The sequence below is a fragment of the Alcaligenes sp. LTN-3 genome (assembly GCF_059735605.1).
Genome location: NZ_JCAPDN010000001.1, coordinates 960,546 through 983,652, shown reverse-complemented (window position 1 = coordinate 983,652; position 23,107 = coordinate 960,546). Strand labels below are relative to the sequence as shown.

Sequence of the window (23,107 nt, the reverse complement as noted above, 5' to 3'; positions counted from 1 at the left end):
TCCCCGGTATTCGAACCGGCTTCACATGCTTGAATCGTATAAAATGTGAAGCCATTTTGTTTCTTACATTCTTATCTGTATAAGGCCGACCACCTTCGAGCATGAGCCACAAGCGAATCCAGAAGGCGACCATATCCTGAGCAAGGCCATGAAATTTTTCTTACGATTGTCTAGTTTGATCGACCGTCTGAATACGGTCGTTGGTAAGTCCGTGACCTGGCTAACCCTGATCGTGGTGTTGGTCAGTGCTATTAACGCCATCGTTCGCAAGGTGTATGGCATCAGCTCCAATCAGTGGCTGGAATTGCAGTGGTATTTGTTCGGTGCCATTTTCTTGCTGGCGGCCGGTTATACCTTCTTTGTGAATGAACATGTACGGGTGGATGCGTTAGCGGAACGTTTTCCGCCGCGTGTTCAGGTCTGGATCGATATTATTGGCGTGATCTTTTTCCTTCTGCCCGCAACCTTGCTGATTTTTTGGCTCTCTATTCCGTTTTTTGAGCAGTCCTATGTGCTGAACGAGCAGTCCTCCAATACGGGTGGGCTGGTGCGTTGGCCTGTCAAGTTACTGATCCCCATTGGTTTTGCCTTATTGGCTTTGGCCGGTGTGTCCCACCTGATCAAATGCATAGGCTTTTTGCGCGGTGTCTGTCCCAACCCCTTATTAAGGAATGGTGGGCTGAGCGCAGAAGAAGAACTTGCCCAGGAAATTCGTCAGATTGCCCAGGCAAACGAAGCAACAACCTCTGTTTCTAAGGGCCAGTAACAATGGAATTTCTGGTTGATAATCTGGCTCCGATCATGTTCTTTAACCTGATCGTGTTTTTGCTATTGGGTTTTCCCGTTACCTTCACCTTGTCGGCAATCGGGATTTTATATGGTCTGGTCGCCATTGAACTGGACATGATGCAGCCGGCCTTATTCCAGGCCTTGCCTCAACGGGTATTTGGTATTGTCGAGAACGATACCTTGCTGGCGGTTCCCTTCTTTACCTTAATGGGGCTGATCTTAGAGCGCTCAGGGATGGCGGAGGATCTGCTCGATACCATTGGTCAGCTATTTGGTCCTTTGCGTGGTGGTCTGGCCATTGCCGTGGTGCTGGTCGGTGCCATGTTGGCTGCTACGACGGGTGTGGTGTCGGCCTCCGTGATCTCCATGGGCTTGATCTCTTTGCCCATCATGTTGCGCTATGGCTATGACCGCAAGTTAGCCACAGGGGTGATTGCAGCCTCGGGCACGCTGTCGCAAATCATCCCGCCTTCCATCGTACTGATTATTCTGGCTGACCAACTGGGGCGCTCCATCGGTGATATGTACCGAGGTGCCATGCTGCCCGGTCTGCTGTTGGTGGCGACCTATGTTCTGTACATTGTGGTGATGTCCTACATCAAGCCCAAGTCGGCTCCTGCCTTGCCGCCTGAGGCCCGTGTGTATGTGGAGCCTAATGGCAGCCGTGGTTTGACCTCGCTGATCGTCTTGAGCATTGTGGCATCGGCCGTGGCCTACTTTGGCTCGCAGCACTATTTTGCCACTCACCCCAATATCCCCATGGACGAGCACATCGTCGTGCTGATGCTGTTGTGGGGGGTAACGGCCTGGGTGATCGCGCTGATCAACAAGTTGCTCAAGCTGAACATGCTGTCCAAAATCGCCGAGCGCGTGATTTTCGTGATGGTGCCACCGCTGTTCCTGATCTTCCTGGTGTTGGGCACCATCTTTATTGGTGTGGCTACCCCCACCGAGGGCGGGGCGATGGGGGCGGTGGGGGCCATCATCATGGCCGTTACGCGTGGCCGCTTATCCTGGAAGCTGCTGCGTCAGGCCATGGAATCGACGACCCGCCTATCGTGCTTTGTGGTCTTCATTCTGGTGGGTTCGACCGTCTTTAGTCTGAGCTTTCGCGGCATCAATGGTGACCTGTGGGTCGAGCACCTCTTGATCGACATGCCCGGCGGGGAATGGGGCTTCCTGATCATTGTCAGTATTCTGACCTTCCTGCTGGCTTTCTTTCTCGACTTTTTCGAACTGGCCTTTATTATTGTGCCGCTGCTCGGGCCAATTGCTGACAAGATGGGCATTGACCTGATCTGGTTCGGTGTTTTGTTGGCGGTCAATATGCAGACCTCCTTCATGCACCCGCCTTTTGGCTTCGCGTTGTTTTTCCTGCGCTCGGTGGCCCCCAAAGATGACTATACCGACAAGGTGACGGGCGAGCGTATCAAGCGTGTGTCGACGACTGATATTTATTGGGGCTCAGTGCCGTTTATTATCATTCAATTGTTGATGGTGGCTGCTGTTTTGACCTTCCCTGGCTTAGTCACACATTACAAGCACGGCGAAGTTTTGCTGGATGATTCACAAATTCAGTTCGGTACAGAATCGACCTATGGTTCTGACAGCTATGGATTTGGAATGGATGATGCCGCCAGCAGTTTCCAGTAAGGACGCGTTATGATTCACACGGGGGCATCTGGCCCCCGTTTTTTATTCGAGGATGTGCGATGTTCAGCCGTACCCGAGTCAAGATTTGTGGTTTTACCCGAGCGCAGGATATCGATGCTGCCGTGCAGTTGGGCGCAGATGCAGTGGGCTTTGTTTTCTACCCGAAAAGTGCTCGCATGTTAAGCACGGAGCACGCTGTCGCCTTGCGCGCCCGTGTGCCGGCGTTTGTGCAGGCAGTCAGCCTGTTCGTGAATGCCTCCGAGAACGTTGTGCGGGAAATTCTGGAACAGGTACAACCCGATTTGCTGCAATTTCACGGTGAAGAAAGCCCGCAAGAGTGCCGGCGCTACGCACATCCCTATATCAAGGCTTTTCGGGTGGGCGCGCCCGGTCTGGATACAGTGGACGGTTTGCTGGAACAGTGCCTGAATTATCGCGATGCACGCGCCTGGTTGATGGATGGTTATCACGATGCTTACGGTGGTACCGGCACGGCCTTTGATCCCGAACTGATTCAAGGTTTGCAAGCACGTCTGCAAGACCAGGATGGCCTGCCTCCCTTGGTTCTGGCCGGAGGGATGCGTATTGACAATGTGGCTGAGCGAGTGGCCTTGCACCGCCCGTATGCCATCGATGTCAGCAGTGGGGTAGAGTTGGAACCCGGTATCAAGTGCCACACGAAAATGGGTCAATTCATGCAGATCTTGGGCAAGGCCTCCTGACTCAGGGAATCTTTTAGCCGCGCCGCTGTCTGTCTTTATTGCCCCGACCCGCTTATGGCGGGTCTCTTTTTACTTGGTCTTGTCAGGATTGATGTTTATGCAAAGCATACAGCTCGGCCCCTTTACCTTTGCCACCTCTTTGTTTGCTTTTATGGTCGCGGCATTACTGGGGTTGTTTCTGGCCGCCTGGCTGGATAGACGCAGGCAGACCCGGGCCGAATCGGTCTTGTGGCGGGCGATTATTTTGGGCGTGCTGGTTGGACGTTTGGGCTTTCTGATTCAGCAGTGGGAGTTCTACCAAAGCGAGCCATTGCACTGGCTGGATCTGCGTGACGGTGGCCTGATGATCCCTGCCGCTGTGACGGCAGGCTGGTTTTATGTGCTGTGGCGTGTGCTGCGTGACAAGGCGATGCTGCCAGCCGTGTCCGGCGGCCTGGCCGTGGGTGTAGCCGCTTTTTCTTTGATCATGGTGGCAGTCGGCCGAGGCGGTGTAGAGCCGACCATGCCATTGCCCGAAATAGACCTGATCCCCATGCAGGCTGATTTCAGCGCGCCGCAGAGCCTGGATCAATATCAGGGGAAGGTGACGGTCGTCAATCTGTGGGCCAGTTGGTGTCCTCCTTGTCGTCGAGAAATGCCGGCTTTCAAGCAGGTGCAGTCCAGCCGTTCGGATGTCAATATTGTGTTTGCGAATCAGGGCGAGGAACTGGGTGAAATCCAGAAGTACCTGATGGACGAGAACCTGGAGCTGGGCAATATGTGGCGTGACCCACAAATGAAACTGGGCCAGGCCGTACGTAGCCGAGGCTTGCCAACCACCTTGTTCCTGGACGAGCAGGGCCGTTTGGTGGATGTGCGGGCAGGGGAGTTATCGGCAGCAACCTTGAACGACAAGATCAATAAGTTGAAGTGAGCAGTTTGGATGTAGCGTTGTTTGGCGCGTGTTGAGCAGGGCGTTGGAGCAGTAGCGTGCTTCAGCGCTCTTTTTGTTTGGATGGAGAATACAAGTTTATGGAGACGCTTGTTAGGAATGATTTACTTGTTAATTGTTTGCTGGTTTGGTTTTTAATTATTTTTATAAAATTATCTAACTTTTTTAATTAATCTATTAGTTAGGCGTAGTGCTGGATGTTGATTGTTTAATTCAATCGGTAAATAGTACTTCCTTAAGAATGTAAATTAGTATTTGCTGCTACTATGTGCCGAGGTTTCTCATCTGTTTATAAGGGTTTAGCCATGAATTTGACAGATAAAGGCACGAAAACCGCCAAACTCTCAGCACCCGATAGAATCATTTATGCAGACAGATATCTTATTCATGGTCCGGATGATATTACGGCATATATGAAAGGCGTTTGCTATGACGCAGCAGCGTATATGCGTTATTTGTATAACGCCAAAATTAGTTATGAACAATTAACGTCCATATCTGCCCAGAACTGGCTACCTTTATTTAATTTTTCAAAAGGCAGGAAGTGGGATGGGCAAAGCTCTTTGCCCGGAGGCAAGGCTATTGGATTTTGTCGAGTCGCAGGCATGCAGTTCTTCCATGCCGCCATTGCGGTGGGTGGAACGGAGATCAGAGCGATTAATGGCGGTCTGCTGGGGGCAGGGTGGCTGCATCCTGTTGATTTGCGCAAGGTGCTGAATCAAAAGAATCCTGATGGCTCATTCAGGTACGATGGCACCACTATTTTTGTGTACATTTCGGATCTATAAATAAGCTCAAACCAGCCCTTGAAAAGGCGTTCGTAACTGCCTATCAAGCTGCCTTGATGAACTATTCAACGTACCGGTTGGGGTTTTGCTTCCAGTCAGTAAAATGGCCCGGTTTCCAAGAAACCAGGCCATTTTCATTTGTCCTTCCGATCAAGCACGTTGCAGTTGTGCTTTTTCATTTGGTGTTTCTGGACGCTGCGCATATTTATTCGCAATGAATGCACAAGCCATCAATTGAATCTGGTGGAAGATCATGATGGGCAGCAGAGCTGGGCCAATCGCAGCACCGGTAAACAGGACCTGGGCCATGGGCACGCCGGTTGCCAGACTTTTCTTGGAGCCACCGAAGACAATCGCAATTTCGTCTTCTTTATTAAAACCCAGTTTACGAGCCAGCCAAGTGGTCAGGAACAGGATGATGGCCAGCAAGACCAGGCAGACCACAGCCAGAATAGCCAGAGACTTGGGCGGTACGGTCTGCCACAGTCCACCAATGACCGAGGCGCTGAAAGCGGTGTAGACCACGAGCAAGATCGAGGATTGATCGACGCTGCGCAGCCATTTGCGGTTGCGATCCATCCATTTGCCAATCAGGGGGCGCATCAGGTGGCCGACGACAAAGGGCAACAACAACTGCAGGCTGATCTTTTTGATGGCATCCAGGGTCGAGGCGGCCGAGCCACCATCAGCATCCAGCAAAAGCTTGAGCAACACTGGCGTGAGCACAATACCGATCAGGCTGGAGGCTGATGCGCTACAAATGGCAGCAGGTACGTTGCCACGAGCAATGGAGGTAAAGGCAATGGCCGATTGCACGGTGCCAGGCAGGGCACACATGTACAGAATGCCCACAAACAAAGGCATGCCCAGCAATGGCAGCAAGATGGGCTTGGACAGCAGACCCAGCAGCGGAAATATGACAAACGTGCAGCCAAAGACCAGCAAGTGCAAACGCCAGTGGGTTGCTCCGGCAATGATGGCTTCGCGGGACAGTTTGGCGCCGTGCATGAAGAACAGTAGGGCAATGGCCAGACCAGTGATCACATCGAAGATCACCGCACCTTGGCCGTAGGCGGGAAAGAAACTTGCCAGTGCCACCACGCTGATCAGAATCAGGGTGAAGTTGTCAAAAAGCAGTCGTAGTTGAGAGAGCATGGATTTGTTAGAGGCTTGAAAGGCTTGTGTTATGAAAGGCCTCACTGTACCGTAGACTTTTTTGGGGGTTTATCGCTAAACGGATATGGATTATCGACAAACGGACATTCTGATGCCGGCGGAGCCAATTCCAGCGAGTTTGCAGCAGTTGCGCTACCTGCCCAGGCCTTTGTATGGCCAGGAGCGTACCTTGCCCAATCAAGCTATTGCTCGTCCTCATCGACATCCCTGGGTGCAGTTTTCCTATGCCCTGACTGGGGTGATCGAGGTGCGCACGGCCAGTGGTCGTTTCATGGCACCGCCTCAGCAGGCGGTATGGGTGCCTGCAGGCGTTGAGCATGGGGTGCGTAGCTCGCCCGATGCTCAGATTCGTAGTCTTTATATTGATGTCAGTGCCTTGCCTGAAGCACCAACGGCGTGTCGCGTGGTGATCGTAGACCGTTTGTTGCGCGAGCTGATTCGCGAGTTCAGCCTTTTGCCTGTGTTGTATGAGCGAGAGGGGGCACAGGGGCGCCTGGTGCAGGTCTTGCTGGATCGTTTGCTGGCTGCACCTGAAAGCGGCCTGATTCTGCCCTGGCCTTCGGACCCGCGCCTCTTGCAGGTGTGTGAGCAATTGCAGGCCCACCCATCGGGTGACTGGAGTTTGCAGGATCTGGCAGAGCAACAGGGTTTGTCCGAAAAAACCTTGAGCCGTTTGTTTCGCCAGCAAACGGGGTTGACGTTTCGGGTCTGGCGTCAGCGCTTGCGTGTCATGAGTGCCTTGCCTCTTTTGGAGCGACATGAAAGGGTGACCGATGTCGCCCTGGCATGCGGCTACGACAGCATGTCGGCCTTTGTAGCGGCTTTTCGGGATTTGATGGGTCAAACCCCTGGCGAATTTTTCCGTCGTCCACTGGGGCCGCTGGACGAGTAAATCTGCACAAAGCGGCACAGCAGACGACGGGCGTCAGGCGTGTCCTGAATGGGGTCTGCCAGGGTTTTCGGGTCTATGCCCTGGGTTCGCCAGGACTCAGCCTTTCGCAGCACGCAGTATCGCAGCAGGCCGGCAAAAAACTCAGGATGAAACTGGATTGACCACTGCGCGGGGCCGTACCGCAGGATTTGATAGGGGTCGTGGGCGGAACTGCCCAGCACTTGCACATGGTCCGGCAAACTCAGCACACTTTGCTGGTGCGTGAGCAGGGCAGGGAACTGCATGGGTAGATGGGTCAGCAACTCATGCTCGTGCGCCTGCTCGGACAGGTGAATGGGTAGATAGCCCACCTCGGCCCCCAGAGGATGGTAATCCACACGTCCGCCCAAGGCGTGAGCCATTAATTGATGACCGTAGCAAATACCCAGCAAAGGCATGGGGGTCTGATAGCGCTCCCGAATCCAGGCGGCCAGATTTTCGCTCCAGTCCGGCTCGTCAGTGACCATGCTCCAGGAACCGCTGATCACGACAGGGTGCGGGCAGTCTGCTGCGGGCAGGGCCTTGTCCTGATGGACTCGCCAAGTGTGGACATTCACCTCCAGAGCTTGCAAGGCACGTTTGAACCAGGCGTTCTGATTCCCGAAACGTTGCTCCACATCCGGTGGAGGGGAGCCGGCTTGCAGAAAATGCACGTCTATCATGTCTGTCCCCGCAGCAGGCCCCAGGTGGCCATGCCCAGACCCAGCATCAGCAAGGAGCCGACGACATGGATGGCGATGCCGCCCAAGGCCCAGATATAACGCTGTTGCATCATCAGGGTCATGATTTCGGCAGAGAAGGTAGAGAAGGTCGTCAGGCCGCCCAGGAAACCTGTCATGATGAACATGCGCCAGCCTTCGTGGCCCAGCCCCAATCCGCTGAAATAGGCCATCGCAATGCCCATCAAATAGCTGCCAAGCAAGTTAGCCAGCAAAGTACCGGGGGGCAGCGTAGGGAACAGGACATTGAGACCTTGGCTCAGGAGCCACCGCAGCAGTGCGCCCAGTGCACCTCCGGCGGCAATATACAGCATGGCTACGGGCATGAAGCACCTTCGGGTAGGGGGCAAACTGTCAGCGAGCAGTCAGCCGGTCGCGATATATACCTTAGATAGCGTGTCATTATGCGCCTCTATAGCTGAAAAGGCGACCTTGCCCAAAGCGCTGTAGCCAGCTAATGTATGAGCGCAATTATCAGACGGACCGCCGTGGATTTCGGTTAGCCCGCCCTTTTTTTGGAGACTTTGTGGTGAGTATTTACGATCAGGATTTGCCCCAGACAGACGCCAATTATCGTGTTTTGTCCCCGCTGGATTTCATCGAGCGCAGTGCTTTTGTCTACCCTGACTACCCGGCTCTGGTTTACGGGCCCGCCCAAAACGGCATCAAGATGAACTGGTCGCAGCTTTATGCTCGCACCCGTCAGCTAGGTAGTGCCTTGTCCAAGGCAGGGATAGGCAAGGGCGACACCGTGGCCGTGATGTTGCCCAATACTCCGCCCATGGTTCAGGCTCACTTTGGCGTGCCGATGTGTGGCGCCGTGTTAAACACCTTGAATACCCGTCTGGATGCCAGCACCATCGCTTATATGCTTGATCACGGCGAAGCGCGTGCGGTTCTGGTGGATAGCGAATTTGCCGCCGTCATGAAAGAAGCCCTGAGCCTGCGCGAAAGCAAAGAGCCCATTCTGGTTATTGACGTCGTGGACACTTATTTTGACACTGGCGCAGAGCGCATCGGCTCGCAAACCTATGAAGAGTTTGTTGACGGAGGTGACCCGGATTACGAATGGCAATTGCCCGCCAACGAGTGGGATGCAATTGCCCTGAACTACACCAGCGGTACTACCGGCAAGCCCAAAGGCGTGGTCTATCACCACCGTGGCGCGTATCTGGGGGCCTTGTCCAACGTCTTGGAATGGGACATGCCCAAGCATGCGGTCTATCTGTGGACCCTGCCCATGTTCCATTGCAATGGTTGGACTTTCCCTTGGGTGATCGCGGCTCGTGCTGGCGTGAACGTCTGTTTGCGCAAGGTGGAAGCTCAGGCTATGGTGGACAATATGGTCGATTATGGCGTTACCCACTACTGTGGTGCGCCCATTGTGCATTCCTTGCTGGTCAACTCCGACGAAGCCTTGAAGTCCCGCCTGCCCAAGGGTGTGTCGGCCATGGTGGCAGGCGCTGCACCTCCAGCCACCATGATCGAAGGCATGGAGCGTATGGGTTTTGTACTGACCCACGTTTATGGCCTGACTGAAACCTATGGTCCGGCCTCGGTCTGTGCACAACATGCTCCCTGGAATGAACTGGGCATTCAGGAACGTGCGCAGCGCAATGCCCGCCAAGGCGTGCGCTATCACCTGCAAGGGGCAGTGCAGGTTCTGGATCCACAGACCATGCAGCCTGTACCTGCAGATGGTCAGACCATGGGCGAGATCATGTTCCGTGGCAACATCACCATGAAGGGCTACCTGAAAAATCCCGAAGCCACTCAGGAGTCCTTGGGAGCAGGCTGGTTTCATACTGGCGATCTGGCAGTGTGCGAACCCGACGGCTATGTGCGCATCAAGGATCGCAGCAAGGACATCATCATTTCCGGGGGCGAGAATATTTCCTCCATCGAGATTGAAGACGTCATGTATCGGCATCCGGCCGTGCAGGCGGCCGCTGTCGTCGCTCAGCCTGATGAACGGTGGGGCGAAGCGCCTCATGTCTACGTGGAACTGCGTCCCGGTGCGGAAGTCACCGTGGAAGAACTGCGCGCGCATTGCCGTCAGTACTTGGCTGGCTTTAAAATACCGCGACATTTCAGCTTTATAGAGTTGCCCAAAACGGCAACAGGTAAAATACAGAAATTCGCGCTGCGTCAGCAGGCCAAGCAAGCCGCTTCGGACTAAGACCAGCGTTTTCTAAAAAGCACACAGGTCGCTTTATGCGGCCTGTCTGCACTTAAGGAACAGGACGGTTAGGAATGCCATCTTTTGACGTTGTATCCGAGGTCAATACCCACGAATTGCGTAACGCAGTCGAACAAGCCAGCCGCGAGTTGGCTACCCGTTTTGACTTCAAAGGTACGGATGCCAAATTTGAACTTGAAGACGAGAACACCATTTTGCAGTCGGCTCCCAGCGTGTTTCAACTGGAGCAAATGATGCAGATTTTGCGTGGTCGTATTGCAGCCCGTGGTATTGATGTGCGTTGCCTGGATACGGAAAAAGTGCTGGAAAACGTGGCCGGTGCCCGTCAGAAAGTGAAAGTGCGCCAGGGGCTGGATCAGCCTACGTCCAAGAAGCTGATTGCCGCCATCAAGAACGCCAAGCTGAAAGTGGATACGCAGATTCAAGGTGAGAAACTGCGTGTGACTGGTAAAAAGCGGGACGACTTGCAGGCTGCCATCGCGTTGCTTAAACAGACCGAGGTGGAATTGCCTTTGCAGTACGATAACTTCCGCGATTAACAAAGTGAAATGGCACGGTGGCGGTAGTGGGCCGCTGTGTAGTAGGTATGACTTTACAGATTGAATTAATGCGTTTGCACGATCTGGACCAGGTGCTGGAGGTTCAGGCTGATGTGTATGACGCGGATATTCTGGAAGATCGCAGCTTTTATCAGAACCGCCTGGAACTGGCGCCGGAGAGCTGCTGGGTGGCACGCGATGCCGACGATCAATTGCAAGGGTATCTGGTGTCCTATCCCTGGGCGGGGCTGTTGCCGCCGTCCCTGGGGGATGCCTTGAACAGCTTGCCTGCGCCTGCAGACCAATGGTTTATTCACGATTGCGCCGTGATGCGCCGAGCACAAGGCCGTGGTGTGGCCGGGGCCTTGTTGCAGGCCGGTCGTCGCTACGCCTGGCAGCGTGGTCTGCGTCGTTGCAGCCTCGTGTCTTTAGGACCGGCAGTAGGGTATTGGCAGCGTCTTGGCTATAAGCCCATTGAAGGTGTTCCTGCTCCCGTGCTGGAAGCAAAGTTGCGTCAGTATGGCGATCAGGCCAGTTTCATGGACTGTCTGATTGTCTAAAAAATGGCCGGAATATTCCGGCCATTTTTTATTTCAGGGCGCTGTGATAAGAGCGTGTGGTGTATTGATTCTGTTTAATGAGATTGCATGTTTTTTTTATCAGGACGGCAGCCAGAAAATGGGAAAATCCACGAATGATTGCCCCCCGATCACACAGAAAGATGTTTATAGCAATCTGCTGAGACTGCGTACTATCAAGCTGGCACCAATCAATATCAAGGTAGCAAAGGTGATGTGGCGTACTGCGTTCACGCTGATAGGGGGCGGAAAGCGTTGTGTGAGGAGGGTGACCAAGGCCACGCAAGGGACGGCTAATAAGGTGGTGGTCAGCGTAGCTTTCGGAAAGCCGATAGTAATGAGCTCGTACAGACTGCGGGAAAAGGCAGTACATGCAAAAATCAGCAGCAGCATATTGCGAGTGACGGTCAAGCTGATGGGTTGCCTGTACAAGTGAAAAATAATGGGTGGCCCAGGAATACCAAATAAGCCCCCACATAGCCCAGAAATAAAGCCTACGGAGAAGAAAGATCGTAGGCGGGATATTTTTTTCTGTTGGCGGGGGCGTAAGGCAAAGGTGATGCCGCCATAGCTAATCACGCAGCCCAGCAGGAGCTCCAAAATACTGGTGGCCTGGGTATTTAGGAAATTTAATAGCACGACACCCAGTATGCTGGCGGGGATGACACCCAATAGGGTGGTATTTGCCAAACGCCAGTCTATATGGTGCAGGTGTCGAGGTAAGGCGACACCGCTATTGACCAGGCTTACCAGGCTGACTACTGAGGCAATAAATGGCATGTCCGTCAGTCCTGCAGCACTGTTGATCCCTATAACAATCATCGCCAGACCAAAACCTGTGACGGTTTGAAAATAGGTGCCGATAGCAATAATGAGCAGTAAAAGCAGTGTGGAGGTCCAGCTCATGATGTGGACAGCGCTTGCAAACAGGTGATAGCGATGACAGCGTAAATATCGTCACTGCTGCAGCCTCGGGAAAGGTCGTTGGCAGGTTTTCGTAAACCTTGTAGCAGGGGGCCAATAGCGGTCAGTTGGCCCAGACGTTCAGCGGTCTTGTAAGCTATGTTGCCTGCCTCAAGGTTGGGGAAAATTAATACGTTCGCCAGTCCCTTCACATGTGAATCAGGTAGTTTGCGCGCCGCAATAGCAGGTACTAAAGCGGCATCCAACTGTATGTCTTCATCAATGGCTAAATCAGGGCAACGTTGCTTAACCAACTGTGCGGCCTTGATAACCTTATCGACGGCGGGGTGGTTCGCGCTTCCGGCAGTAGAGAAAGACAGCATGGCGACACGCGGTTCCGTCTGCAGCAAGGCTCGGGAAGACTGAGCAGCCGCTTGGGCAATACAAGCCAGTTGTTCGGCAGTAGGGTCAACCACTAAACCGCAGTCACTAAAAATCATTCCTCCTTGAAAGGGGTGGTGGGCTTGGCACATCAGCATCAAGAAAAAGCTGGACACGAGCTCTGTCCCAGGTGCTTTCCCGATTAACTGCAAGGCACAACGAACCACATCGGCAGTGCTATATACCGCCCCAGCAACAGACCCACCGGCAACACCGCTATGCACCAGCATGTTGGCAAAACATAAGGGGTCTTGTATTTGAGTCGCGGCATCTTCGGCGCTCATGCCTTTGGGAGCCCGCAGGGCTAACAACTGTGTCTCCAGGCAGGCCCGCAAGGTGGAGTCACGAGGATCTTCGATGCGCAGGCCCTTCAGTGAAATCGCATGTTGTTGAGCGCAAGTCTCAATAGCGACGCGAGACCCTACGACAATAATCTGGGCGACGCCGTCGGTTTGGGCGCGTTGCGCGGCGCTTAACACTCTAGGGTCATCGGCCTCGCACAATACGATGGTGGCAGGTTGACGACGTGCCGCCTCAATGATGTTGTCCAGTAAGCGCACTCTACACCTCTTCTTGATTATTGAGATTAATTGTTCTGTTTAATGAGATATATAGCAGATTTTTTGGGTTTGCAACAAGATTCAAGTATTTTTTGCTATACAATGGCCTGTAAAGAGTCTAAAAAAATGAGTCCTGTATATGACTGAAAAACAAGCAAAAGTACGTGAGTCAAAAGTAAAGAACGCTGGCGATACACCCACTATGCGTTTGTTCAGCATCTTGGAACTCATTGCCAGTCAGGATCGTATGTTTGCTCTGCAGGATGTGGTCGATGCGATTGAGCTGCCCAAACCAACCGTGCATCGTATGTTGCAGCAACTGGAAGGGGCCGGTATGTTGGCCCGCGATACGGATGGCAGGCATTACTGTGTGGGCGGACGTTTACGTCGCCTGGCTGAAGATTTACTGCTCAACGACACGAAATACGGTGCCAGGCGGGCGGTGCTGCGCAATTTGGGTAACGAGCTAGGTGAAAGCTGTAACTTGACGGCACTGTCTGGTGGTGAGGTGCTCTATCTGGACAGGGTTGAAACCGAGGCGCCTTTGCGCTTTTATTTACGCCCCGGATCACGAGTGCCTATTCATTGCTCTGCCAGCGGTAAAGTGCTGTTGGCACAAATGAGTCCTGCACAACGTCGTCGTTTGTTGGCCGAGATTTCCTTGGAAAGCTATACCAAAAACACCATCACCACCTTGGATGAGCTGGAAAAAGAGTTGGCGCTGGTTAAGGAATGTGGCTATGCCTTCGACAACGAAGAGTTTTTGCCTGGTTTGTTTTGTGTGGCGGTATTGGTGCCTCGCGCTGATGGCGGGCGCTCCAATATGGCGGTTGCCATGCAAGCACCTGTGATGCGTATGACACCCGATAAGGCGCTGTTGTGTTTGCCCGCATTAAAACGGGCGGCTACCGCTTTGGCTAAGATTGAGACCCAGGGCCACAGCGAGTAGGGCGTAGGCTACGCACAAAGTCATCCAGAAAGTGGTTATCCAGGCCGTGCTCAAAATCTGCAATCAGCGTATTCGTATAGAGCCGACTTAGATCCAGACCTATGCCTATACCCCACACCTCTATGCCTTGTTGGCTTGCCTGTGCCAACACCTGTAGCAGGTGATTTTCCAAATAATGTTCGTGATTGCCGAGCTTGGTCGCACTGTCCATCGGACAGCCATCCGATAGCACATAGAGAATCCTGCGTTCGCTTTGTTGTGACAGCAATCGTCGGCATGCCCATTGCACGGCTTCGCCATCAATGCCTTCACGGTAATAGTCCAGTTTCATCAGTGCGGTGATGGCTCGGTTTGCTCGTTTCCAAGGTGTGTGTGCCGACTTGAAAATACGATGGCTGACTTCATTTAATCGGCCCGGATTGGCAGGGCGTTGCCGTGCCATCCAGCGCTTAAACGGCTTGCCGCCATTCCATGCATGCGTCGAGAAACCCAGCACCTCTGTTTGGGCACCGGCTTGTTCCAAAGCGCGGCTAAGCATGTCCACCATTAGCGTTACCGTTTCGGCATGGTGTTTCATTGAACCTGAGCAATCTACCAGGAAGCTGATACTGCATGGTGTATGGGCGGCCAGCATCGCTTGTCTGAACAGACGACGCTCGTTGGGGTTGCTCACCAGTTGACTTAGCCGTGCACCATCAATGTACCCATCTTCTTGATCGTTCTCCCAGCGCGGGTTGCTATATACCGTCAAGGCACGCCGGAGGCGTTGTACCAGCAGGTTCAGGTGCACGTGCTGGTGGGCAATACGCTGATTAATCTGCTCCCTATAGGCGTTGAGCAACTCGGGACGTATGAGTTCGGCCAGCTGCTCTTCTTTGTCATATTGTTCGTCGTACACCTGATACTGTTCTTGCGTATGCCGAGACGGCGGCTCGGTATTGCTGATAGTGTGTGCAATTGACGCCACTCCGTCCCCGTCAAAATCCAGCAGTAGCGAAAAATCATCCCACTCGGGTTCATTTTCCGGATCGTTTGCACAGGCAGGCTGTGCTTGGCGCATCGCTTCCACTTCTTGCTGCACCAGTGCAGCTACCTGTAGTGCGTAGGTGGCGTATGTGGTCTGGTCATTACGGTGCTTGCGTAATTGATACAGCAATGGGCCCAGCTCCGGCGTTAAGCCAGCACGGGTGCTTTCAATGAAATCCTCGGTTTCTGCATAGACGGGCAGTGCATTCAAGCGGCTCCAACACATCTGTGCCACGGTATAGAGCCAAATGCCTAACTCACTTTCCGTGTGGCGGGCGTGGTAGTAACCTGCCGACCAAAAATAGAAACGTTGCTGCAAATTATGGCGCATGCCGGGCATAGCGCTTGGGGCTAAAGATTCGGTGCGCAGCGCCTCTAGCCAATCAAAAATTAATCGGGATACGGCGGTCGAGGGCATCAGTTGCTGATGCAGGCTGCTGCGGGTATGCAGTAAACGCAAGGCGAGGCTATCACTCACGCCCCGCATGCTTTGTAGGGTTTCTATTTTATGTAAATGCAGGTGAGGAGCCAAAGCGACCAAGGGACGATTGGCTTTGAAAAAAAGTTGCTGTCGTATGTGTACGTGTGCATCGTCGGCCAAGGTGCGTGTCACCATGGCGCTTAGTTCACGTATGCGGCGTTGCTCACGCAGATCAGGCTTGGCTGGGGTGCTCATGCGGTGTTCCTGGGTCAGGCGGTTGCGTCGCTGGGTACCAGCTCTTCGTTAAAGCAGCGTTGATACAGCTCCTTTACCAGGTTTTGTTCACTTTCATCGCATTTGTTGAAGAAAGAGACGACAAAAGCACGGCGCTTGTCGTGAAAGAGGGTGCAGTTCTCCGCCCAGGTAATTACGGTGCGCGGTGACATTAGCGTGGATAAATCGCCCACAGAGAATGCTTGTCGGGTCAGGTTGGCTAGCGCCACCATGGCTTGTATATCGTGCTTGCCCTGCTCGGTATTTTTACTGGGCACGCGTCCCAGAACAATGGCTTCTTCTTGGGCGGCAGGCAGATAATTCAGGGTGCTGACAATGTTCCAACGATCCAGTTGGGCATGGTTCAGGCTATGAGTACCTCTATATAAGCCAGTCTGATCGCCTAGGCCCAAGGTGTTGGTCGTGGCAAAAATACGGAAGTAGGGGTGAGGGTGCAAAACACGGTTTTGATCCAGCAGGGTAAAGCGGCCATCTTGTTCCAGTATCTGTTGAATCACGAACATTACATCGGGTCTGCCTGCATCGTACTCGTCCAGTATCAAGGCCATCGGGCGTTGCATTGCCCAAGGAATAACCCCCTCCTGAAAGCGTGTGACTTGCAGCCCGTCTTGAATGGTAATGGTGTCTTTACCTACTAAATCTAAGCGGCTGATATGACCGTCCAGGTTTACGCGTATACACGGCCAATTCAGTCTGGCGGCCACTTGTTCTATGTGTGTGGATTTCCCTGTGCCGTGTCTGCCTTGTATGAGGACGCGTCGGTTGTGAGCGAAGCCGGCAAGCAATGACAAGGTGACCTCAGGATCAAAACGGTACGCCTTATCAAGAGCAGGGACGTACTCTGAGCGTTCACTGAAAGCCGGTACATGCAATGCGCTTTTTATACCAAATTCCGTATTTACTGAAACGGTATGTTCGGGTATCTCTGTTTTTTGCGACATCTTTACTCCTTTAGCTCAGACTTAGGGTTTCCATCTATTTATACACAATTTATGGTACTAAATATATCGAATATCGAGATTATTAGCTATTTTATGATTGACAGCCTATTTTTTTCTCGATAAGGTGATCAAAAGATCTCGAATAATAAGATTTTTGATAGATATGGTGTGCCAGACACTGACTTTGTATATCAATGGAGACTAGGTGATGAGCCAGGTAGCAGATAACCGTAAACCGGTAAGCGGATTAACAAAAATGACCCCGTCAGAGGCGTTTGTAGAGACCATGGTGTCCTACGGCGTGAAGGATATGTTTGGGATTATGGGGTCCGCTTTTATGGACGCCATGGATATTTTTGCTCCAGCAGGGATCCGTTTGATTCCTGTTGTGCATGAGCAGGGGGCGGCGCACATGGCTGATGGTTATGCCCGCGTATCCGGTAAACATGGTGTGGTGATCGGCCAGAACGGCCCTGGCATTAGTAATTGCGTGACCGGCATTGCGGCCGCTTACTGGGCGCATAGCCCTGTGGTGATTGTGACGCCAGAAGCAGGTACCAATACGATGGGTCTGGGTGGCTTCCAAGAATGTAATCAGTTGCCCATGTTCCAGGAGTTCACCAAGTATCAAGGGCATGTCACCAATCCTGCTCGTATGGCCGAATACACAAGCTTGTGTTTCGAGCGTGCGATGACAGAAATGGGGCCAACTCAATTGAATATTCCACGTGACTACTTCTACGGCGAAGTGACATGTGAGATCCCTACACCCCGCAAACTGGATCGTGGTCACGGCGGTGAGAAAGCACTGGAAGAGGCCCTGGAGTTGCTGTCCAAGGCTAAATTCCCAGTCATTATTTCTGGCGGCGGTGTGGTCATGAGCGATGCTGTCGAGGAATGCAAAGCTTTGGCCGAGCGCTTGGGAGCACCCGTTGTAAATAGCTATCAGCACAATGATTCGTTCCCTGCCAGCCATCCACTGTGGTGCGGTCCTTTGGGTTATCAAGGTTCGAAAGCAGGTATGAAGCTGATCTCGCAAGCTGATGTGGTGATTGCCCTGGGCACGCGATTGGGACCATTCGGCACCTTGCCTCAGTACGGTATTGATTACTGGCCTACAAACGCCAAGATCATCCAGATCGATGCCGACCACAAAATGCTGGGTTTGGTGAAAAAAATCTCCGTTGGTATTTGCGGTGATGCCAAGGCTGTAGCCAAAGAATTGCTGGCTCGTGTGAATGCACAGGAGCTGGCAAGCGATGCAACGAAAGACGAACGTGCAGCGACCATTGCTGCAGAGAAAGCAACATGGGAAGCGGAGCTGGATTCGTGGACACATGAAACCGACCCATACAGCTTGGACATGATTGCTGAAAACGCCAAAGAGAAAACCTTTACTGGCGGAGAGTACCTGCACCCGCGTCAAGTATTGCGTGAGCTGGAAAAAGCCATGCCTGACGACGTGATGGTGTCTACCGATATTGGGAACATCAACTCTGTGGCTCATAGTTACCTGCGCTTTGAAAAACCACGCAGCTTTTTTGCACCGATGAGCTTTGGTAATTGTGGTTACGCCTTGCCAACCATTATTGGTGCCAAAACAGCTGCGCCCGAGCGTCCCGCCGTGTCGTATGCCGGTGATGGCGCATGGGGCATGAGCATGATGGAAATCATGACAGCAGTGCGTCATGAAATTCCAGTGACGGCGGTGGTTTTCCATAACCGACAGTGGGGTGCCGAGAAGAAGAACCAGGTGGAGTTCTACAACCGCCGCTTTGTCGCCGGTGAACTGGACAATGCCTCGTTTGCAGACATTGCCAAAGCCATGGGGGCGGAGGGTATAGTCGTGGACCGTTTGGAGGATGTGGGTCCTGCATTCAAACGCGCGATTGACATGCAGATGAAGGAGGGGAAAACCTGCGTGTTGGAAATCATGTGTACCCGGGAACTGGGCGATCCGTTCCGTCGTGATGCACTGAAGCGTCCTGTGCGTTTGCTGGAAAAATATAAAGACTACGTCTAATTTTTTCAGATTGAGTGGTGCCTGGAGGGGTTGCTTTGCCCCTCCTGTTGAGGTCAACAAAAGAACAGGCTGTTTTATGGAAGATGCACTCGTTATAGCAGGCCGCTCATACCAATCCAGACTGCTGGTAGGCACTGGCAAATACAAGGACTTTGTTGAAACCCGTGAAGCTGTTGAGCAGAGCGGGGCAGAGATTGTCACGGTTGCCATCCGCCGTACCAATATCGGTCAGGAGGCGGGTGAGCCCAGTTTGCTGGACTACGTTTCTCCGCAGGACTACACCTATTTACCTAACACGGCAGGTTGCTTCAGTGCCGACGATGCAGTACGCACACTGCGCCTGGCGCGTGAGCTGCTCGATGGCCACTCCTTGGCAAAACTGGAAATTTTTGGGAGTGAGAAAAACTTGTATCCCAATATGCCTGAAACCTTGAAGGCCGCGCAAACGCTGGTTAAAGACGGTTTTGATGTGATGGTGTATTGCTCTGACGACCCGATACAAGCTCGTATGCTGGAAGACATGGGGTGTGTAGCCATCATGCCACTGGCCTCCATTATCGGCTCGGGCATGGGTATCTTGAACCCATGGAATATACGTCTGATCCTGGACCAAATAAATGTACCTGTGCTGTTGGATGCCGGGGTGGGAACGGCTTCAGATGCCACCATCGCCATGGAACTGGGGTGTGATGCGGTGCTGATGAACTCTGCCATTTCCTACGCACAAGATCCCATTCGTATGGCACGAGCCATGCGCAGGGCCGTGCAGGCGGGACGCGATGCGTTTTTAGCCGGACGCATGCCCAAGAAACATTATCTGGCCGAAGCCTCATCGCCTACGACAGGGCTCATACATAGCAATGCACGGCCGGTAGTGCAATAACGACGATAACTGGAAGGAGCACAAGAAAATGAATCAAAAATTAGAACTATTGAAAGCGTACACCCAAGCTTGGAATGACCATGACCTTGACGCCATCATGAGCATGATGACCAATGATTGTGTGTTCTACGCGATCGCGGGTAATGAGGTTGCCGGCACAACGCATCAGGGCCATGAGAAAGTACGCGTGGCCTTTGAGTCTGCCTGGAAGAACTTCCCGGATGCTGCATGGTTAGATGGTGACTTCTACATGTTGGATGCTAACCATGCCGTGTCTACGTCTCGCTTTAAAGGCACAGACTTGAATGGCGGCAAACATGAAGCACTGATGGTGGATTTGTTCACTTTTGAGGGTGACAAAATTGCCATTAAAAATGCCTTCCGCAAGAATCGTCCCCCAGTGACCAGCGGGGAATAATATGCTCCAGGAAACGTCAAAACAGACTGCGGCTGAGACGTTAGGGCAAGCGACACCCGCTAGACGTGCTTATGATCCAGCTTATGATCCACTCGCGACACATAGCAACCCTGGAGAAGGTACGGAATATGCGCCTACGTATTGGATAGGCACGGCGGGAGAACCTCCCGAAGATGATGGCCCCATTACCCACGATATCGAAGTGGATGTGGCCATCATCGGTTCCGGTTTCACCGGTTTGACCACAGCCATTTTTCTGGCACAAGAACACGGCATCAAAGCAACAGTGCTGGAAGCTAACCGCAGCGCCTGGGGTTGCAGTACCCGTAACGGGGGGCAGGCGCAGTGTGCGTCAGGTCGCCTAAAACGTTCGCAATGGATTCAGCGTTGGGGGTTGGATACTGCTCTCAAAATGCACCGTGAGTGCGTAGAGGGCATGGAAAACTTTAAAGAGCTGATCAAAGACATAGACTGTGATCCGCAACCGGGTGGCCATTTGTATATTGCTCACCGCGAACGGCTCATGCCCGTACTGGAAAAAGAAGCGGCGCTGCTACGAGACACCTTTCAGTACGACGCCCGTATTCTTGGTGCAGATACGGTACGTAATGAGTGGGTGAATGACCGTGAGGCTCATGGGGCGATGCATGAGCCTGAAGGTATTGGGATACACGCTGGCAAATTGGCTTTTGGGTATTTAAAAAAGGCGCGTGCTTTGGGCGCTACCGTCCACCCCTCCAGCCCCGTGCAGAGTTGGAAAACGCGTAATGGCTACCACTACTTGCAAACACCGGGTGGTGTTGTGAAAGCCAAAGCCGTTGGCGTGGCTACCGGTGGCTATACCTCGAATGGTTTGCATGCAGAGCTCAAAAATCGCTTGTTGCCGATTTTGTCCAACTCTCTGGTGACCCGTCCCCTGACGCCCGCTGAGATTGAAGCCTGCCATTTTTATACGCATCAAGTACTGACTGATACCCGAGTGCTACGTAATTACTACCGCCTGCTGCCCGACAATCGTTTGCAGATAGGCAGCCGCAGTGCGATTACGGGTAAAGATGCCCCACAACGCAAGTACCAAGATCTGTTGGTAGGAGCAATGGAGCGCAAGTTTCCAGAGCTAAAAGGCATTGAAATTGCGTATTCCTGGTGGGGCTGGGTGGATGTCAGTCACGATATGATGCCGCGCATTGTACAGCCTGACCCACAACACACTATTTATTACGCGATGGGGTATGGCGGTAATGGCGTGATGTACTCATCCCAGGCAGGTCGACGCATGGCGCAATGGATTGCAGGTAAAGGCCAGGAGCTGGATCTGCCTATTTTCCAAGATAGATTGCCATTTCCGAATGTCAGGGAAATGGTGGAGTCAGAGTTTTTTGCTCCGTTCAGACGATTTGGCCAGCGTTTCTTGTATCGCTGGTATCACTTGAAAGATGAGGCGCTGTAAGGACTGAAATCCCCAGGCATTGGAAAAAGGAGTCTGGTGCCTGGTTTTGCTGTAGTGACACATACACCTCTGGAAAAAGAGGGAGGAGACTTGGATGACACTCAAAAAATGGCTCACAGGTTCTGTCTGGGTAGCAAGTTTGTTGTTGGCAACGACAGCAAGTGCTGCCACCTTCAAGGTGGCGATTGGTGATGCAGCAGGCGGAACTCAATATGAACTGGGCAAAGTATTTGCCGAGCAGTTAAAAGAAAAAAGTGGTGGTAGTGTGACCGCAGATTTGTTCCCAAACAGTCAGTTGGGCGATGAACAAGATACGATTAATGACGCCGCGATGGGCCTGCTGGATTTCTCGATTCTAGCGATCAACAACATCACTCCGTTCTCTCCCAGTGTGGCTGTGCTCACAATGCCTTACGTAATCCAAAGTCTGGAAGACGCAAGAACCTTGACGCAAGGTGATGTTGGCAAAGAACTTACCGAAAAGACGATTCGTGATGCGGGTGTGCGTATTGTCGGTTGGTCGTATTCCGGCTTTAGGGTCCTGACTAATTCCAAACGTCCTGTACGCAGCCTGGATGACCTGAAAGGCTTGATCATTCGTGTACCCAAAAATGAGCTGATGATCGCTTTCTATAATGCCTTGGGTGTAAACCCGACACCGATGGCGTGGAATGAAACCTTCACCGCATTGCAGCAAGGTGTGGTCGACGGTCAGGACAATCCTTACATCACTATTTCTGCCATGAAGTTTGATGAAGTGCAGAAGTACATTACTCCGATTCGTTACCTGTTCTCGTTAGAACCATTGGTAATGAGCGAGCAAGTATTCCAGGCGCAAACTCCTGAGGTCCAGGCGTGGATTCTGGAAGCAGGGCAAGCTGCTACTGAGTACAGCTACGAATATATCCAGGTCACGGAAGACAACATCAAGCAAGAGTTGCAAGCAGCGGGTATGGAAATCGTAGAGCTTGCCAACAACGAGCAGGACTGGATTGACGCAGCCACCACCAAAGTGTGGCCTGCATTTTATGACTCGATTGGCGGTAAAGAGCGCTTGGATGCTGTTTTGGCCACGCTGAATCGTTAACCCCTATTTCTCATTAAATCGTGAATTGCTGCAGATACCTGCCGTAGGCTGGTATCTGTCTTGATGCTGCCCGATATACGCCCCAATCAGGTGAAAGCGGGATGTTGGAGACAGGTATGACGATCAAAAGAGTAGCGCTACACATAGTCGACCACATAGAAGAATACATTTGTGCTTTCTTGCTTGGCGCCTTTGTGCTTCTGTTATTTGTACAGATTATTCTGCGGCAGTTTTTTGCGTACAGTATTCCGTGGGGTGAAGAGGTGGCAACCTATATGTTTGTATGGTTTGCCTATCTAGGGGCTGTCGTAGCCGCCAAAATGTCAGCACACAATCGGGTGACGTTTCAGTTCAGGTTCTTTCCGCCCATTGTAAAGAAAGTGACAGAGTCTATTGCTGATTTGCTTTGGGTGGCCTTTAACTTGTATTTCACCTGGCTGAGTTACGAATTTGTGTTTAATCGCATGAATTTGTTTTGGAGGTCGCAGACAACTGGTATTCCCATGAAGTATTTCTTCATGGTGTTGCCAGTTGCCTTTTTACTGATGTCTCTACGTATTTTGTGGAATAACTATTTGATCTGGTTTAAGCATGTAGAGCTGGTAGACCCTGAAAGTCAAGAATTAGAAGCAATCAAGCGCCAGGGGGCTGAAGCCCGCGATAGCGTGGTGGAAGGAGCCTAATC

23 protein-coding genes are annotated in these 23,107 nt (G+C 52.5%); 16 read left to right on the top strand and 7 right to left on the bottom strand.

All coding sequences use genetic code 11. The features are described from left to right. Positions 1-148: 148 nt before the first annotated feature. The 5 genes from AC6I6N_RS04680 to AC6I6N_RS04660 all read left to right on the top strand — a co-directional run bounded on the left by AC6I6N_RS04680 (position 149) and on the right by AC6I6N_RS04660 (position 4,883). Entirely contained in the window at positions 149-766 is a 618-nt protein-coding gene (locus tag AC6I6N_RS04680; protein ID WP_094196924.1) for a TRAP transporter small permease subunit, read from the top strand. A 2-nt stretch (positions 767-768) separates the two neighbouring features. Then, on the top strand, positions 769-2,442 hold the full coding sequence (locus tag AC6I6N_RS04675) for a TRAP transporter large permease (RefSeq protein ID WP_094196923.1): 1,674 nt from the start codon (positions 769-771) through the stop codon (positions 2,440-2,442). Positions 2,443-2,501: 59 nt separating this feature from the next. Beyond that, positions 2,502-3,164 (top strand): phosphoribosylanthranilate isomerase, encoded by a 663-nt coding sequence (locus tag AC6I6N_RS04670; RefSeq protein WP_108727569.1) that lies wholly within the window; start codon positions 2,502-2,504, stop codon positions 3,162-3,164. 97 nt (positions 3,165-3,261) lie between these two features. Next, complete coding sequence (locus AC6I6N_RS04665; RefSeq protein ID WP_094196921.1) at positions 3,262-4,077, top strand: TlpA disulfide reductase family protein; 816 nt, start codon at positions 3,262-3,264, stop codon at positions 4,075-4,077. A gap of 323 nt (positions 4,078-4,400) precedes the next feature. After that, the gene (locus tag AC6I6N_RS04660; protein WP_199827822.1) at positions 4,401-4,883 is read left to right on the top strand and encodes an urea amidohydrolase; all 483 of its coding nucleotides are present in this window, start codon (positions 4,401-4,403) and stop codon (positions 4,881-4,883) included. A 150-nt stretch (positions 4,884-5,033) separates the two neighbouring features. Here AC6I6N_RS04660 and AC6I6N_RS04655 read toward each other — a convergent pair whose 3' ends face one another. Further along, positions 5,034-6,038, bottom strand: a complete 1,005-nt coding sequence (locus AC6I6N_RS04655) for a bile acid:sodium symporter family protein (protein ID WP_094196920.1) — start codon at positions 6,036-6,038, stop codon at positions 5,034-5,036. A gap of 85 nt (positions 6,039-6,123) precedes the next feature. On the opposite strand from AC6I6N_RS04655, the gene AC6I6N_RS04650 reads away from it, so the two are divergent. Further along, a complete protein-coding gene (locus AC6I6N_RS04650) occupies positions 6,124-6,951 on the top strand; it encodes an AraC family transcriptional regulator (protein WP_497943261.1) in 828 nt (275 codons plus the stop codon). Here the strand turns inward: AC6I6N_RS04650 and AC6I6N_RS04645 are convergent. Beyond that, a complete protein-coding gene (locus AC6I6N_RS04645; protein WP_497943260.1) occupies positions 6,900-7,652 on the bottom strand; it encodes a glutamine amidotransferase in 753 nt (250 codons plus the stop codon). The two genes, AC6I6N_RS04650 and AC6I6N_RS04645, sit on opposite strands and share 52 nt — an antisense overlap. After that, positions 7,649-8,035, bottom strand: a complete 387-nt coding sequence (crcB, locus tag AC6I6N_RS04640) for a fluoride efflux transporter CrcB (RefSeq protein ID WP_108727567.1) — start codon at positions 8,033-8,035, stop codon at positions 7,649-7,651. Before crcB ends, AC6I6N_RS04645 begins: the two co-directional genes overlap by 4 nt. A gap of 200 nt (positions 8,036-8,235) precedes the next feature. Here crcB and AC6I6N_RS04635 point away from each other — a divergent pair, with 200 nt between their 5' ends. The 3 genes from AC6I6N_RS04635 to AC6I6N_RS04625 all read left to right on the top strand — a co-directional run bounded on the left by AC6I6N_RS04635 (position 8,236) and on the right by AC6I6N_RS04625 (position 11,008). Continuing rightward, positions 8,236-9,888: an acyl-CoA synthetase gene (locus AC6I6N_RS04635; RefSeq protein WP_094198364.1), complete on the top strand. Its 1,653-nt coding sequence runs from the start codon at positions 8,236-8,238 to the stop codon at positions 9,886-9,888. 74 nt (positions 9,889-9,962) lie between these two features. After that, positions 9,963-10,448: a YajQ family cyclic di-GMP-binding protein gene (locus AC6I6N_RS04630; RefSeq protein ID WP_108727566.1), complete on the top strand. Its 486-nt coding sequence runs from the start codon at positions 9,963-9,965 to the stop codon at positions 10,446-10,448. 47 nt (positions 10,449-10,495) lie between these two features. Next, positions 10,496-11,008, top strand: coding sequence for a GNAT family N-acetyltransferase (locus AC6I6N_RS04625; protein ID WP_376913072.1), 513 nt, complete (start codon positions 10,496-10,498; stop codon positions 11,006-11,008). Positions 11,009-11,173: 165 nt separating this feature from the next. Here AC6I6N_RS04625 and AC6I6N_RS04620 read toward each other — a convergent pair whose 3' ends face one another. Together AC6I6N_RS04620 and pta are read right to left on the bottom strand one after the other, a co-directional pair. Further along, positions 11,174-11,932 (bottom strand): sulfite exporter TauE/SafE family protein, encoded by a 759-nt coding sequence (locus AC6I6N_RS04620; protein WP_230017946.1) that lies wholly within the window; start codon positions 11,930-11,932, stop codon positions 11,174-11,176. Beyond that, entirely contained in the window at positions 11,929-12,930 is a 1,002-nt protein-coding gene (pta, locus tag AC6I6N_RS04615; RefSeq protein WP_230017948.1) for a phosphate acetyltransferase, read from the bottom strand. Before pta ends, AC6I6N_RS04620 begins: the two co-directional genes overlap by 4 nt. Positions 12,931-13,069: 139 nt before the next feature. Here pta and AC6I6N_RS04610 point away from each other — a divergent pair, with 139 nt between their 5' ends. Then, positions 13,070-13,879, top strand: a complete 810-nt coding sequence (locus AC6I6N_RS04610; RefSeq protein WP_094196913.1) for an IclR family transcriptional regulator — start codon at positions 13,070-13,072, stop codon at positions 13,877-13,879. Here the strand turns inward: AC6I6N_RS04610 and AC6I6N_RS04605 are convergent. Both AC6I6N_RS04605 and AC6I6N_RS04600 read right to left on the bottom strand, forming a co-directional pair. Next, complete coding sequence (locus tag AC6I6N_RS04605; RefSeq protein WP_497943259.1) at positions 13,848-15,581, bottom strand: cobaltochelatase CobT-related protein; 1,734 nt, start codon at positions 15,579-15,581, stop codon at positions 13,848-13,850. The genes AC6I6N_RS04610 and AC6I6N_RS04605 overlap by 32 nt on opposite strands. A 14-nt stretch (positions 15,582-15,595) precedes the next feature. Then, on the bottom strand, positions 15,596-16,561 hold the full coding sequence (locus AC6I6N_RS04600) for an AAA family ATPase (protein WP_094196911.1): 966 nt from the start codon (positions 16,559-16,561) through the stop codon (positions 15,596-15,598). A gap of 208 nt (positions 16,562-16,769) precedes the next feature. On the opposite strand from AC6I6N_RS04600, the gene xsc reads away from it, so the two are divergent. The 6 genes from xsc (at position 16,770) to AC6I6N_RS04570 (ending at position 23,105) form a co-directional block, all read left to right on the top strand. Next, the gene (gene xsc, locus AC6I6N_RS04595) at positions 16,770-18,584 is read left to right on the top strand and encodes a sulfoacetaldehyde acetyltransferase (RefSeq protein ID WP_442778976.1); all 1,815 of its coding nucleotides are present in this window, start codon (positions 16,770-16,772) and stop codon (positions 18,582-18,584) included. A gap of 76 nt (positions 18,585-18,660) precedes the next feature. After that, the gene (locus AC6I6N_RS04590; protein ID WP_094196909.1) at positions 18,661-19,467 is read left to right on the top strand and encodes a thiazole synthase; all 807 of its coding nucleotides are present in this window, start codon (positions 18,661-18,663) and stop codon (positions 19,465-19,467) included. Between the two features lie 28 nt (positions 19,468-19,495). Beyond that, positions 19,496-19,885 (top strand): nuclear transport factor 2 family protein, encoded by a 390-nt coding sequence (locus tag AC6I6N_RS04585; RefSeq protein WP_497943258.1) that lies wholly within the window; start codon positions 19,496-19,498, stop codon positions 19,883-19,885. A 1-nt stretch (position 19,886) separates the two neighbouring features. Then, positions 19,887-21,335, top strand: coding sequence for an NAD(P)/FAD-dependent oxidoreductase (locus tag AC6I6N_RS04580; protein ID WP_094196907.1), 1,449 nt, complete (start codon positions 19,887-19,889; stop codon positions 21,333-21,335). A 94-nt stretch (positions 21,336-21,429) separates the two neighbouring features. After that, the gene (locus AC6I6N_RS04575; RefSeq protein WP_094196906.1) at positions 21,430-22,422 is read left to right on the top strand and encodes a TRAP transporter substrate-binding protein; all 993 of its coding nucleotides are present in this window, start codon (positions 21,430-21,432) and stop codon (positions 22,420-22,422) included. A 116-nt stretch (positions 22,423-22,538) separates the two neighbouring features. Beyond that, the gene (locus AC6I6N_RS04570; protein WP_094196905.1) at positions 22,539-23,105 is read left to right on the top strand and encodes a TRAP transporter small permease; all 567 of its coding nucleotides are present in this window, start codon (positions 22,539-22,541) and stop codon (positions 23,103-23,105) included. Positions 23,106-23,107: the final 2 nt, after the last annotated feature.

Coding starts and splice junctions, on each gene's coding strand:
- xsc (WP_442778976.1), top strand. CDS start 16,770: ATGAGCCAGGTAGCAGATAACCGTAAACCGGTAAGCGGATTAACAAAA.
- crcB (WP_108727567.1), bottom strand. CDS start 8,035: ATGCCCGTAGCCATGCTGTATATTGCCGCCGGAGGTGCACTGGGCGCA.
- AC6I6N_RS04570 (WP_094196905.1), top strand. CDS start 22,539: ATGACGATCAAAAGAGTAGCGCTACACATAGTCGACCACATAGAAGAA.
- AC6I6N_RS04575 (WP_094196906.1), top strand. CDS start 21,430: ATGACACTCAAAAAATGGCTCACAGGTTCTGTCTGGGTAGCAAGTTTG.
- AC6I6N_RS04665 (WP_094196921.1), top strand. CDS start 3,262: ATGCAAAGCATACAGCTCGGCCCCTTTACCTTTGCCACCTCTTTGTTT.
- AC6I6N_RS04630 (WP_108727566.1), top strand. CDS start 9,963: ATGCCATCTTTTGACGTTGTATCCGAGGTCAATACCCACGAATTGCGT.
- AC6I6N_RS04660 (WP_199827822.1), top strand. CDS start 4,401: ATGAATTTGACAGATAAAGGCACGAAAACCGCCAAACTCTCAGCACCC.
- AC6I6N_RS04585 (WP_497943258.1), top strand. CDS start 19,496: ATGAATCAAAAATTAGAACTATTGAAAGCGTACACCCAAGCTTGGAAT.
- AC6I6N_RS04675 (WP_094196923.1), top strand. CDS start 769: ATGGAATTTCTGGTTGATAATCTGGCTCCGATCATGTTCTTTAACCTG.
- AC6I6N_RS04580 (WP_094196907.1), top strand. CDS start 19,887: ATGCTCCAGGAAACGTCAAAACAGACTGCGGCTGAGACGTTAGGGCAA.
- AC6I6N_RS04600 (WP_094196911.1), bottom strand. CDS start 16,561: ATGTCGCAAAAAACAGAGATACCCGAACATACCGTTTCAGTAAATACG.
- AC6I6N_RS04645 (WP_497943260.1), bottom strand. CDS start 7,652: ATGATAGACGTGCATTTTCTGCAAGCCGGCTCCCCTCCACCGGATGTG.
- AC6I6N_RS04625 (WP_376913072.1), top strand. CDS start 10,496: ATGACTTTACAGATTGAATTAATGCGTTTGCACGATCTGGACCAGGTG.
- AC6I6N_RS04680 (WP_094196924.1), top strand. CDS start 149: ATGAAATTTTTCTTACGATTGTCTAGTTTGATCGACCGTCTGAATACG.
- AC6I6N_RS04610 (WP_094196913.1), top strand. CDS start 13,070: ATGACTGAAAAACAAGCAAAAGTACGTGAGTCAAAAGTAAAGAACGCT.
- AC6I6N_RS04590 (WP_094196909.1), top strand. CDS start 18,661: ATGGAAGATGCACTCGTTATAGCAGGCCGCTCATACCAATCCAGACTG.
- AC6I6N_RS04605 (WP_497943259.1), bottom strand. CDS start 15,581: ATGAGCACCCCAGCCAAGCCTGATCTGCGTGAGCAACGCCGCATACGT.
- AC6I6N_RS04650 (WP_497943261.1), top strand. CDS start 6,124: ATGGATTATCGACAAACGGACATTCTGATGCCGGCGGAGCCAATTCCA.
- AC6I6N_RS04620 (WP_230017946.1), bottom strand. CDS start 11,932: ATGAGCTGGACCTCCACACTGCTTTTACTGCTCATTATTGCTATCGGC.
- AC6I6N_RS04655 (WP_094196920.1), bottom strand. CDS start 6,038: ATGCTCTCTCAACTACGACTGCTTTTTGACAACTTCACCCTGATTCTG.
- AC6I6N_RS04670 (WP_108727569.1), top strand. CDS start 2,502: ATGTTCAGCCGTACCCGAGTCAAGATTTGTGGTTTTACCCGAGCGCAG.